Raw genomic sequence first — 12,494 nt, forward strand, 5'->3', positions numbered from 1 at the left:
AGCAGGTCGATGGATGTCGAGTTCGTGAAGGGCAAAATCGCGACGATCAATGAGAAGGAGAATGGTGACCTGGTCCTCAAGTACGAGGATATCCGTGAAGGGACCATAAAGGAAGCGACACACGATCTTGTCGTGCTTTCTGTCGGTATGCTCGCGAACCCCGAGGCAGGCGACCTTTTCATGAATAATACTCTGGAGATCGACGAGTTCGGGTTCGTGAAACAGGTAGACATGCTGAAGAATCCGGCCAGCACCAGTATAGAGGGAGTCTTCGTCGCCGGTACAGCGTCGGGGCCGATGGATATCCCCGATTCGATCGCGTCATCGGGTGGGGCTGCCACCGAGGCGCTCAGTTATCTCAAGAGGAAGTCATGAAGAAGAGGATAGGCGTATATATCTGCGAATGCGGATCCAACATTTCCGACTACGTCGATGTGGAAAAAGTACGCGACGCGGTAAAGGATGAGGATGGCGTTGCTCTGGCGAAGATAACCATGTTCGCCTGCGCCGACTCGACCCAGCAGGAGATGATCCGCGATATCGAGGAGGAAAACCTCGATGGAATGGTCGTCGCCTCCTGTTCTCCCAAGCTGCACCTCTTCACATTCAGGAATGTTGCCGAGAGAGGCGGCATGAACAAGTACAACTATGTGCAGTCCAATATCAGGGAACAGGGTTCCTGGGCACATTCAGACAAGCCTGCCGAGGCTACCGCAAAAGCGATTCGAAGCGTAAAGGCCGCGATCGCGAAGGCAAGGCTGGCAGAGTCGCTTACTTCACCTGTGATCTCAGCGGAAAATGTGGCGCTGGTAGTCGGAGCGGGGATAGCTGGTATGAGATCGGCTCTCGACATGGCGAACACCGGCACGAAGGTCTATCTGGTGGACAACGATCACTTTGTCGGTGGCAGGACCGCCCAGTGGGGGGAGATCTTCCCGACAGGCGAATCGGGCCGGGAAGTGATAACGGGACTCTACGAGGATATTATTTTAAACGAGAATATCATGCTGCGCACCGGATGCGAGGTAGTTTCCAAGGCCGGGAGCGTGGGCAATTTCGATATAAAGCTGAAGATCGATTCCCGTGGGATAAAGACGGATGCAGACGGCAAAGTCGCCGCGTCAGATTTCGAGGAGAGGCTGGAGAAAGCCATAGCCGTTTGCCCTGTCTCTGTCGCCGACGATTTTGATTTTGGGCTGACCAGCAGGAAGGCCCTGTACAGGAGTGGCGGCCGTATGCCGGCACTACCAGTCGTCGACCGGGAGAACTGTACGAAATGCGGCGAATGCGTGAAGATCTGTCCCGAGATAGATGTTCAGGCCGACGAGACTTATGAAGAGATAAAGACCGGTTCGGTGATAGTCGCCACCGGGTTCGACCCGTACGAGCCGTCGAAGGGCGAGTTCGGGTACGGTGAAATAGAGAACGTGATCACCCTTCAACAGTTCAGACGATTAATCGAACTCGAAGGCAACGGGAGCAGCTCTCACACAATCGGGGCTTCTGGCGGGATCCTGAAGTACAAGGGCAGGGAAATCAGGACCATAGCCTGGATCTACTGCGTAGGCAGCCGTCAGACTGGAGTGCTGAAAGGGGATAACAAGTATTGCTCGAGGTATTGCTGTGCCTCGGGGATACATGCCGCAGTCCTTGCCCGGGGGAGATTCGACGGGATCAAAAATATCCATTTCACTAGGGGCGTGAGGACATACGGCAAACTCGAGACGATCTACGAGGAATCATCAGCCGCCGGCGACATCTATCTGCAGTCGTACGACGATACGGCACCTGTCGTCAGGCATGAGAACGGGATCACAAGTGTGAAGGTCGATGATATTCTGACATCGGACAGGGAGATGGAGGTCGACGCCGACCTCGTCGTCCTGGTCACCGGGATGGTCCCCCGTTTGGACAATACTATTGGCGATATAATGAAGATCCCGGCCGGACTGGACAAGTTCTTCAACGAAGTACATCCGAAACTCAAGCCTGTGGAGACCGTGATGGACGGGATATTCCTGGCCGGCACAGCGCAGGGGCCCAAGAATATCACGGAGACCCTGAACATGGCCCACTCGGCCGCCATCAAGACGCACGCCCTGATAAGTGGCGGAGAGATAGAGCTGGAACCGACGATGGCGAAGATAGACAGAAAACTCTGCGAATGGTGTGGCAAGTGTCTCGAAGCCTGTCCGTTCAATGCGATAGACAAGGATACATATGAGGGCAAGACAATAGCTGTTGTAAACACATCGACGTGCAAGGGTTGCGGTATGTGTCTGCCGGTCTGCCCGACAAACGCGATCCAGCTGACGGGGTTCAGCGACAGTGAGATCATTTCGATGATAGACGCGTTGGCCGAGTGACCAGAGGATCAGAACTTATGAACGATAAAAAAGCTACGATAAACGAGATCAAAAAGTTGAGGCAGGTGCCCGACGAGGTGAAGGTCCGGTTGAAGGAGTATGGCAGGATCAAAAAGACGATCCTGAAGGCTCTCGAGGCGGATCCGAAGTCGATTCCCGAGATATCGGCCGAAACGGGGCTCGATCAGGAAGTAGTGACATATCATCTGATGACGATGATCAAGTTCAAGGAGGTCGAGGTCGACAGCCTTGACGATATGGACGAATATTATTCATACAGGAAGGCAGAGGGATAACGGGATGGTCAAGATCAGACCGGAATTCTCGGATGAGATAAAGAAATTTGGCGGTGTTGATTTCAACGCCTGCTACAATTGCGGGAACTGCACCGCTGTGTGTCCGCTGTCGGTAAACGACAACACCTTCCCAAGGCGTCTGCTCAGATACACTGTCCTCGGGATGGAAGAGGATATTCAGAGCTCGACCGATCCGTGGCTCTGCTACTATTGCGGCGATTGCAGCACTACCTGTCCGCGTCAGGCGAATCCGGGCGAGATCATGATGGCGCTGAGAAGATACCTGACTGCCAGCTATGACTGGACAGGCCTGTCGAGGAAGTTTTACACCTCGAAAAAATGGGGGATCGGTTCGCTCGTATTGATCGGAGTGATCGTGATTCTGCTTTTCGCCTTCTTCCTCCCCTTCACAGCCGACCCGGCCGGACTGATAAACGAAGATGGCGGAGTGAGGATCAACCATTTCGTCAAAGGAATGGATGGCGAGACCTTTGTCAGAATGATCGAGACCGGCGACCTGGTGATGGCTGGAATAATCACTTTTTTTCTTGTATCGAATATCTTCAACATGTACCTGAAGATCGTGATAAGAAACAGGAAGAAGGTCAAGGTTCCCTTCAGCCTCTATGTGAAGGAAGCCTGGAACCTGTTCTATCATTTCGGTACGCAGAACAGGTTCTCGAAATGCGAGGGCAAATCATACTGGCTCCTCCACTGGCTGCTGATGTCGGGGTATACGCTCATGTTTACGGTGATAGTCGTTTTCCTGCCATGGTTCCAGACGGAGAAGATTCATCCCATCTACCATCCGCAGCGGTTCATCGGATATTACGCGACCTTCGGGATCCTGCTTGCCATCATCGTCTGGTCGGTGAACAGGTTGCGCAAGAGCGGGGAGATACACAAGTATTCCCACAAGACCGACTGGGTCTTTCTGATCATGCTTTTCCTGACGACCCTGACCGGCATCCTGCTGCATATCTTCAGGATAACGGGCATGGTCCATTCAACATACTACACCTACGTGATTCACCTGGCGATCCTGGTGCCGATGCTTGTGGTCGAGGTCCCTTTCTCGAAATGGTCACACCTCGCTTACAGGCCCCTTGCCATCTATTTTACGAATCTTGTGAACAAGGCTTCTGAATCGAAGAGTTAATATCTGAAAATTGAAGTCGCGGAGTCTTATCCCCGAGGTGACGATCTTGCCGTGATCAACTGACGGGCGGATATTTTTTGAGGGCCTTCCTGCGCAGCAGCCATCGGTTCAACCTTTTTTTCATTTCGGGCGCGCCCGGAATGCCGGACACCATTTTCCTCAGACTGCCTCTTCTCAGATTGGGGTCGATCTCTGATGCGGGAGGGCATGGCCGGTCGCTGCTGTTGACCGGCTGGATTTCTTTCCCCATCTCTTCGCACAGGTGTGCCATTGTTTTCAGCCCGGCCAGCCAGAGCCAGACGCTGTACGGTTTGAAACTTCTGCCGTAATGGTTACGTGCGCCAGGCCGGAGAGAGTCGGCCAGTTCCCTGATCCGTTCACCACAGAATATGCCTGTTTCCGCGAACCACCCTGGATCGACAATCGTTTCGACACGTTCGTAGAGCGGGCCGCTGATCCACTCTCCATACAGGTGAAATTCTTTTTCAAGGTCGCTTCGTGCTCCGTGCGTAGCTCCCCTGAGTGCCCTGTTCGTCCGGGCCCACGGGATACGGGCAAGGCCGCAGCCGAGCAGCTCGATCAATATTTCGTAAGTGCCGTTCGTCCTGAACGACGGATGGATCGACCACATGTACGAGTAGACGGACGGGTCGGTGAAGAGCTGGTAGAGTGTGCATCGGTTGTTCACCAGGTTCATCGCCTGCTGAATCATTCCGCGCATGTAATGGCATTGCTGCTCGTATTCGTGGAAGACGTGGGGGAGGACGTCGCCCGCCCTGCCTTTCAGAACATCCAGCTCTTTCATGATACCGGTTGTCGCGGCCTCGTAGACGTCGGGGCGGACAAGTCCGAAAAGATTAGCGGGACTGTGAGGAGTCAGTTCGAGAAGGTGCCGGCCACTGAATTCGGCGCGTCCTATGGAATCTCCATAGCTTCCGGCCAGAACGAGAGCGTCGGGTGAGACGTTCCTGAACCAGGAGAGGCAGTGCAGGTCCGAGGGTGGAAATAGATTGCCTGTGCCGGCCGAGATGCGGATGTTTTCAATGATCGTTTCCGGGCCGATGCCTGCGTGTACCCATTCGAAATCCAGCGCTTTCGCCACTGCCCTGGCATATTCGACATCGCGTGAATTTTCGAGGCCCCAAGTGACGCATACGGGATCGCAGGGCAGCCTTCCCTCTTTTTTCAGATGTGCCAGGATACCGGCGACTATCCTGCTGTCCAGGCCACCGGAGAGCAGGATGTATATCTCGCTTCTGCCCTCGCACACGGTGGCAGCCTCGTCGCGGAGTAGATTGTAAAGGGTGGCTGCGGTCTCCCTTTGGTCCGCGGCAGAGAATCCATGTTCCGGGATCGGTGAAAGTGTGGCCGTACCGTCGTCATTCGCCATGGACATCCAGGGATTACGGCTGATCGATCTGATGGGTGTCATATCGCCGACAGCGTAGTGAAATGAGAGGATGGAGAGTATCGCCGCCGGATCCCATTCCAGCACCCTGTCAGCATTTCTCATGGCGCCGAGCCAGGTGTCGTTCCACCGCCCGCCTCCGGTGTTGTAAAGGGTCGGCTGGCAGAGGTGGTGAGCCGTGGACGGATGCTCGTACGGACCCGAATCATTCTTGCGCAGGATCTTTTGTTTCGTTTTGCTGTCGAAATCAGTCTGAATCATCGGCTGCCTTTCACCAGTTCTTTGAGCCTCGCGATGTCATCTCCGCGGATCGTTCTCGTGACCAGCGCCAGCACCATGTATGTGCCGATGCCGGTAAGTATTTTCAGAAAGACATTGAATTCGGGAAGTATAAACAGTACAGCGCCCATGCCCAGTGACGCGGGGAGAGGCCTCGCGAGATGTTTGATGAGGCCGGGCTTTATTACCCGCCGGGTGTCACGGTACATCATGCAGAGAACTACGATCTCTGTGAATATCGTGGTAGCGGCGGCGGCCGGCATCCCGTATCTCGGGATAAAGATGAAGTTGAGTGCGATATTTATGACCGCCCCCGTACCGGCGGCCACCAGGTATCTCTTCTGAAGGTCGCAGGCGATAAGGGCGTTGTTGAAATGCTGGCGTATGTTGATGATGGCGATATTCCACACGATGATACTGAAAGGGATTACGCTGGCCGTGTAGCCTTCGCCGAAAGCGGTCATCATCAGCGGGCCGGCGAGGACCATTCCTCCGACCGCGACCGGCATCAGGCCGATCGACGCGTACTTCAGGCTGGTGGCGATCAGGTTCTCGAGACGTTCGCGCGATTCGACAAACAGCCTCGACATGTTCGGGAAAAGGTTGAAGAAATAATATGTCGCCAGAAGATTGATAGCCAGAATAGCCTTGTAGGCGGCGGAATAGTGTCCGACCGTCGTCTCGCCATGTGTGAATCCCAGAAGGATCATGTCGAAGTTCACATAGATCTGGCTGAGCATGAAGCTTGCCGCCATGGGCAGACTCTGCCTTGCGGCGTTTTTCCAGAAGGGCAGGTCGATGGTGAATCTGAACCTGTGGCCGCTTCGGATGTAGAGTACGAAGAGGATAATGACGCCGCAGGCGCCTGTCAGGACCTGGAGAGCGGGAACTGCCAGCAGCCTCTCCCTGTTTGTTATGAGGGTCAGTACCGATACCGCGTAGAGTATCTGGGGCAGGAGCCTGCTGAGAGAGATCCATCCTACCTTTTCTTTGCTCTGGAATACCCAGCGAAGATGAAATGTGAGGTTAAAGAGCCTCATCCCGAGGATCAGGATGGCGATCTTCACAGGCAGTGGTTTGGGAATGAATGCGGCGACGACGGCGAGGCCCGCGTAACCGAGGGCTGCCGCCACGACTCTCATCGTTATGATATTATTTACGAAGAGTTCTGTCTTCTCCGGGGCCCTGGCGACTTCACGTACGCCGTAGTGGGCGAAGCCCAGATTTGTAAGAAGCATGAAGTATGTGAGAATGGCCTGGGCGAAGCCGATGATCCCGAAGCCCTCTGCCGTCAGGACGCGGGCCATCCAGGCGGTGGCGACGAAGGAAAGAGCCGCGCATCCGAAGTTGGCGCCGGTGAGCGAGAGGGTGTTCCGCAGGATGCGTCGGGGCATTCCGTCTGAAATCGTATCAGGCACAGAGATCTCCTGTGATCATCGTTAAATCAAGCTTGATCGATATGAAAGATACGCAAGAAGGGCGCCTGTAAGGCCTCTGCCCCGGCGGATTATCTGCCGACCTAACCTGTTATATTACAACGCAATATGTGCGAGTACCCTGGCGGGCTCCGCTGTCCGGAAAGCCGGGCATGGAAAAGCCGGAAGAAGTTTCCCTGTGGCCGGGAATCTTTCTCACAAAATTGTCACAAATATACGGAATCGACGATATCGGATTGCAAATGGACGGAGTCGGCGAGGGCCTGGTCTGGCGAAGGCAAGCCCGGGCTGGAATTTCCTATACATTTTGCCTATTATCGTATATAATGCACCCACTTAAGATTTAGAGACTAAATTCCTGTTTAGTAGCGTGGGGAAGACTCTGAGGTTCCGCCAACCTTCAAAATTACGGCAGATTTATTACGAAAGAGAGTGAATATGAGGATAATCATCTGCGGGATGGTGATGGTCACACTATTGTTGTTGCTGCCACCGCCGGCCTCGTCTCAGACGACGATCACGCGGGCTGTGATCGGTAACGGCGGAGGAGATACGCAGAATTCGACATACCAGGTCGATCATACGATCGGGCAACCTGTCATCGGCAAATTGGTCGACGCGGGCAGCGTCCATCAGGTCGGATTCTGGTACGTTCCATGGTACCTGGTCACGGGAGACGAGGATATCAATACTATCCCGGTCGCCTGCCGCCTGTATCAGAATTATCCCAATCCATTCAATCCTGTCACGACGATCCGGTTCGCGTTGACCGGGCCTTCCCTTGTGGAGTTGAAGATCTATGATGTGGCGGGCAGGGTCGTGAGGACACTAATCAATAAAGAGATGGATGCGGGGTTGCATGAATTTCCGATCGATTCCCGGAATCTGGCGAGTGGAGTCTATTTCTACAGGCTGAAAGCGGCAGGTTTCTCGGACACAAAAAAAATGATTTTGTTGAGGTAACTATTTGTAGATGAAAAGGAGCGGCACAATGAAACGTCTGGTAATGGTGGTAATGATCCTGATGATGGCTTCATCGATGGCTGATGCTTCCAGCAGTGTTCCCAGGCTGATCAGCTACCAGGGAGTAGTCAGAGACAGCGGCGGAGTCGTCGTCCCTGACGATGATTACGATATTACGTTCAGGATATATAATGTGGTCTCAGGGGGGACGGCGCTCTGGACAGAGGCGCAGACCATCGCGATCGACGGTGGGATACTCAATGCTATCCTGGGATCGCAGACAGGACTCGCCCTCGATTTTGACGTGCAGTACTGGCTCGGCGTCGAGATAGGGACCGAAGGGGAGATGACCCCGCGCATGCTTCTGACCTCATCCCCCTACGCGCTGAGAGCCGCGGTCGCGGATTCAGTCGTCGGGATGGGTTCGGGACCAGGCGATATCACATCGGTAAATGCCGGGATCGGACTCGGAGGAGGCGGGACCTCGGGTGATGTGACATTGTTTATTGTCGCATTGCCTGGATCGGGGATCCTTGCCGACCCGGTCGACGGGATTTCCCTGGAGCCCGGAGGGGTCACGACGGACAAACTGGCCGCGGAGGCTGTGACCAATGAAAAGCTCTCGAGCGATGCCGTAGCGAGCGCGAACCTGATGAACAATGCTGTGACGAACGACAAGCTCGGTTCTGGTTCCGTTACCTCGGCCAAGATCGCCGCGGATGCTGTTGGCAGCGCCAATATTCAGTCCAGCTCTATCACCAGTGGCAAACTTGCCTCCGACGCGGTCCTGAGCTCAAACATTTTAAACAGCGCGGTCACGACGTCAAAACTCGGTGACCTGTCGGTCAGTTCGATAAAGATCGAGGGCGACGCCGTGACCAGCGCCAAGATCCTTGATGGTACAGTGGCTTTCGGCGATATAGGGCAGAACAGCGCGATCATCGGGCAGGTCATGAAATGGAACGGGAGTGCCTGGGTTGCCGCCGATGACATTCAGGGAAGCGGAACGATCGCGGGGGTGTATGGAAGGGATGGCCTGGAGGGTGGAGGTTCATCGGGAACGGTGTTTCTGGAGATCGCCGATGACAGTGTGACGACCGCGAAGCTGGGGGATGATGCGGTTACAACCACGAAGCTGAGTGATGGCGCTGTGACCAGCGCAAAGATCCTCGACGGTACGGTGGCCTTCGGTGATATCGGCCAGAACGGCGCTTCAATCGGACAGGTGATGAAATGGAGTGGAAGTGCGTGGGCCGCGGCGGAAGATTACGACGGCGGCGGGACGATTACGGGGGTTTATGGTATCAGTGGCCTGGAAGGCGGCGGCGCTTCGGGAGACGTCTATCTGTCTATCGCCGATAACAGCGTGACGACATCGAAGCTTGGTGATGGGGCTGTGACCGGTGCGAAACTAGGCTCGGACGCCGTTACGACGGGCAAGATCCAGGATGGCACTATTCTGTTCGACGATATCGCCGATAATGGCGCATCATCAGGTCAGATCATGAAGTTTAACGGAATCTCCTGGATAGCGGGAGAGGATTTAGACAGCGGGGGTGGTGGTGGCGGAGGCTGGGTCGATGACGGGATAACAGTAAGACTCGAAATGGCGACAGATTCGGTAGGTATTGGCACGACAACTCCAATGGCCAGGCTCCATGTCGTGGGAAATGTCATCGGTGAGGGGTCGGCCAAATTCGGTCCCGGGGGGATGATAGGGCTCTATGCTTTCACAGCGGGAGCTTATAACACAGCAAACGGGAACTATTCGACGGTCGGAGGTGGCAGCCAGAACGGGGCCAACGGAGACTATTCTGTGATTGGCGGAGGATACCAGAATACTGTCGAAAATGAAGGCGGCTTTATAGGCGGAGGACGATATAACATATCCTCCGGAGAATACTCTGTTGTCTGTGGAGGCGGAAGCGAGACTCCGGGAGACGAAAACAAAGCCTACGGTGATTACTCCTCAATAGGTGGAGGCCGAAATAACCGTGCTGGGAGGGATTCAGACCCGTCAGGCGATCATGAAGGTGCCGTGATCGGTGGAGGAAAGGGGAACAGAACGGATGGCATTTTCAGTACTATAGGTGGGGGAGAAAACAACACCACGGAGCAGGATTATTCGACCATCAGTGGTGGACGTGACAACAATGCGGAGAATTTCAGCGTTGTCGGTGGAGGAATGAATAATGACGCGAGAACATCCAGCACGATCGGTGGAGGGGACAACAACCGCACCGAGCATGGGGGAACTGTAGCAGGTGGAAGTCAGAATCTGGCTTTGGGTGATCACTCTGCGATCCCCGGCGGAAGAGAGAACACGGCTGTTGGGAACAATTCGATCGCTATGGGAGTACTTGCCAAAGCAACCCATGACGGGTCGATAGTGATATGCGCCAGCGATGCCTTCTCATCAGACGATTCAGTCTGGACCGATCAGGATGAGCAGCTGGTAATCAGAGCGGACAACGGGATATACCTGACGAATATCAGCGAGCAGGCCCAGACCGTGCCGGGCCGCTTTATCAATACTTCGACTGGAGGATATCTCAGCACAAGCGGGAACTGGATGGATCTGTCCGATCGTGAGATGAAGGAAAACTTCACAGAGATCGACGGTAATGAGATCCTGGAGAAGGTCTCCAGCCTTCCTATCACAAGATGGAACTACAAGGTCGATGGCGCCGGAGTAGAACACATCGGGCCTGTTTCGCAGGATTTCTCGAGGATATTCGGACTCGGTAATGACGAGAGGGCGATCTCTACCCTTGATGAGGCGGGGATCTCTCTGGCAGCTATCCAGGAACTCTACAGAAAAGCTGTCGCCCAGGAAACGGAGATCGATGATCTGAAGGCACAGATCGAACATCTCAAGGATCTTGTCGAGAAGGTGCTGAGAGAGGAAGACTGATTTAAGTTCGGCTATCCCCTCTTGGAATGGCTACGCACTTTCTTTTTCCCAAAGTCCTTCAGGGCTTTGTGCTGATTGTGCCGCCGGCAGAGAAGCTGAAGATTCTCGGGCGAGTTGTTGCCTCCAAGGGCGAATGGGACGATATGATCGAACTGAAGATTCCATGAGGAGTCGCATCTTCTTCCGTCAGGGCTTCGATATGTGCATCTGCCTCCATCGCGTTTGAAAACTTGATCTTTGATGGCTTGGGGAATAAAGCGGGATTGCTCGGGGCTTTCACAGAGCTCACCAGGACCTTCAGCCGGAGTCGCAGGGCCTTTCGCATGGGCTGGAGAACCAGATATTGTATTCTCCCCGGCCTTGGCAGTTCGGTCATCTGTCGGTGTCGATTTCACTTTCTTCACCTTCGCAGCTCTCGCTTCCCGTCGGGTTTCCCGCTCTTCTCGTCTCTTCGCGCGCGCCTCCGGAGAGTGCTTTTCTATGTATTCATCCATGAGCGCCTCAAAGGCTGGTTCAAAGTCCATCCCCCCTGGATGCTTCGTCGACATGAGCATCTTGATTTTCTCATACTTCGCCATGAATTCCGGCGAGACAGCAAACTGAAGCTTGAATTTCTGCACGGTCTTTACTCGTATACTTCCCTCAAGTGGGCCCCGCCCGATTATGGGTGGCCTCCCTGACTCGCCATGCACAGCGCTGGGACCGGGATCGCTGCCGGGAGCAGGATCGTCCGCTTCTCCACATGCGCCTAAGCTCCCTCCCTCGGTACTTAACCCGAACAAAGTGCAAGATTTTTTATCGCCAGCGCTGGTGATAAATTTCTGACCACCCAAGGAATCTATCCCGGATTCATTTTCGTCGGCCTTCACGGACTCTTTCTCAAATACCTTCACCGCGGTCACACGGTCCCTGATTACAGTCGCAGGCTTATACCTTGAGACAAGAGCGATGACATACCGCATCGATCTTCCTGATATTTGATCCAGGAGGGCCTGATGATTCTTCTCTGTCATAATCCCTGCTATCAGAGAGATATTGCAGACGTTCACTTTGCCAGCTGAGAGGTATTCGTATACAGCGGGAAAGTCTCTCATGCATCTTGCTGCCCGTATCCTTCTACCCGCCACCGAGTCAGAGTACTTCAGATGCTTTGTGCAAAAGGCAAAGAGAGAGTTGTACCCACTTGAGAGATCGAGGCCTCGCCTCTCGACCTCGATAAGATAGAGAAGCATCGAGATCTCGATCTTCTTCTCTGTGCCACGCAACTGGCTGACAGTTTTGAGAAGTTCAACATCGCTCAGAGTCGAAACTCCAGATAGTTTGGAGTGTTCAGAATGGCAGATGAGCTCGGATAGCATGTGTCGCGATGACTGAGCCGTGCGTTTTTTCTGCACGGCAAGACTGGCTCGTTTCGTTTTCGTCTGCAAATCAGGTCTGTTCGAGATGCTAGATTCTCTCAAAAAGAAACTTTTCTGCTGAATTGATGGATAGGTGAAAGTTGCTGTTATCCCCATGATCTGTTCCTCCCTGCGAATTTGAAGTTTTCATGAATCCCTCAGCGAAGTCCTCAGGCTCTCTGAAAAATATGAATCTCAAAATGAAGCCCCTGAGACTTCCTGTGACTGCATTATACCATGGAGTTTTTGGAGCCATACAGACGTCGGCCAGCGGCC

Annotated in this window: 10 protein-coding genes; 6 read left to right on the forward strand and 4 right to left on the reverse strand. The window is 54.1% G+C overall.

Going from position 1 to position 12,494, the window contains the following annotated elements; all coding sequences use genetic code 11:
• The 4 genes from KOO63_12910 to KOO63_12925 all read left to right on the forward strand — a co-directional run.
• On the forward strand, positions 1–375 hold a 375-nt coding region (locus KOO63_12910; protein ID MBU8922711.1), incomplete at its 5' end, for a hypothetical protein.
• Positions 372–2,366: a CoB--CoM heterodisulfide reductase iron-sulfur subunit A family protein gene (locus tag KOO63_12915; protein ID MBU8922712.1), complete on the forward strand. Its 1,995-nt coding sequence runs from the start codon at positions 372–374 to the stop codon at positions 2,364–2,366. The genes KOO63_12910 and KOO63_12915, both read left to right, overlap by 4 nt.
• 17 nt (positions 2,367–2,383) lie before the next feature.
• Entirely contained in the window at positions 2,384–2,662 is a 279-nt protein-coding gene (locus tag KOO63_12920; GenBank protein ID MBU8922713.1) for a transcriptional regulator, read from the forward strand.
• A 4-nt stretch (positions 2,663–2,666) separates the two neighbouring features.
• Positions 2,667–3,821, forward strand: coding sequence for a 4Fe-4S dicluster domain-containing protein (locus KOO63_12925; protein ID MBU8922714.1), 1,155 nt, complete (start codon positions 2,667–2,669; stop codon positions 3,819–3,821).
• 55 nt (positions 3,822–3,876) lie between these two features.
• Here the strand turns inward: KOO63_12925 and KOO63_12930 are convergent, their stop codons facing one another.
• A complete protein-coding gene (locus KOO63_12930) occupies positions 3,877–5,490 on the reverse strand; it encodes a hypothetical protein (protein ID MBU8922715.1) in 1,614 nt (537 codons plus the stop codon).
• Complete coding sequence (locus KOO63_12935) at positions 5,487–6,926, reverse strand: flippase (protein MBU8922716.1); 1,440 nt, start codon at positions 6,924–6,926, stop codon at positions 5,487–5,489. Before KOO63_12935 ends, KOO63_12930 begins: the two co-directional genes overlap by 4 nt.
• Before the next feature lie 456 nt (positions 6,927–7,382).
• On the opposite strand from KOO63_12935, the gene KOO63_12940 reads away from it, so the two are divergent.
• Together KOO63_12940 and KOO63_12945 are read left to right on the forward strand one after the other, a co-directional pair.
• Entirely contained in the window at positions 7,383–7,907 is a 525-nt protein-coding gene (locus KOO63_12940) for a T9SS type A sorting domain-containing protein (protein ID MBU8922717.1), read from the forward strand.
• 28 nt (positions 7,908–7,935) lie between these two features.
• A complete protein-coding gene (locus KOO63_12945; GenBank protein ID MBU8922718.1) occupies positions 7,936–10,821 on the forward strand; it encodes a tail fiber domain-containing protein in 2,886 nt (961 codons plus the stop codon).
• Positions 10,822–10,832: 11 nt separating this feature from the next.
• On the opposite strand, the gene KOO63_12950 is transcribed toward KOO63_12945, so the two are convergent.
• Together KOO63_12950 and KOO63_12955 are read right to left on the reverse strand one after the other, a co-directional pair.
• Entirely contained in the window at positions 10,833–12,248 is a 1,416-nt protein-coding gene (locus KOO63_12950) for an HNH endonuclease (GenBank protein ID MBU8922719.1), read from the reverse strand.
• Between the two features lie 19 nt (positions 12,249–12,267).
• On the reverse strand, positions 12,268–12,494 hold a 227-nt coding region (locus KOO63_12955), incomplete at its 5' end, for a hypothetical protein (protein ID MBU8922720.1).

The sequence above is a fragment of the Candidatus Latescibacterota bacterium genome, assembly GCA_019038625.1.
Taxonomy (GTDB): domain Bacteria; phylum Krumholzibacteriota; class Krumholzibacteriia; order Krumholzibacteriales; family Krumholzibacteriaceae; genus JAGLYV01.

Coding starts and splice junctions, on each gene's coding strand:
- KOO63_12915 (MBU8922712.1), top strand. CDS start 372: ATGAAGAAGAGGATAGGCGTATATATCTGCGAATGCGGATCCAACATT.
- KOO63_12940 (MBU8922717.1), top strand. CDS start 7,383: ATGAGGATAATCATCTGCGGGATGGTGATGGTCACACTATTGTTGTTG.
- KOO63_12925 (MBU8922714.1), top strand. CDS start 2,667: ATGGTCAAGATCAGACCGGAATTCTCGGATGAGATAAAGAAATTTGGC.
- KOO63_12945 (MBU8922718.1), top strand. CDS start 7,936: ATGAAACGTCTGGTAATGGTGGTAATGATCCTGATGATGGCTTCATCG.
- KOO63_12930 (MBU8922715.1), bottom strand. CDS start 5,490: ATGATTCAGACTGATTTCGACAGCAAAACGAAACAAAAGATCCTGCGC.
- KOO63_12920 (MBU8922713.1), top strand. CDS start 2,384: ATGAACGATAAAAAAGCTACGATAAACGAGATCAAAAAGTTGAGGCAG.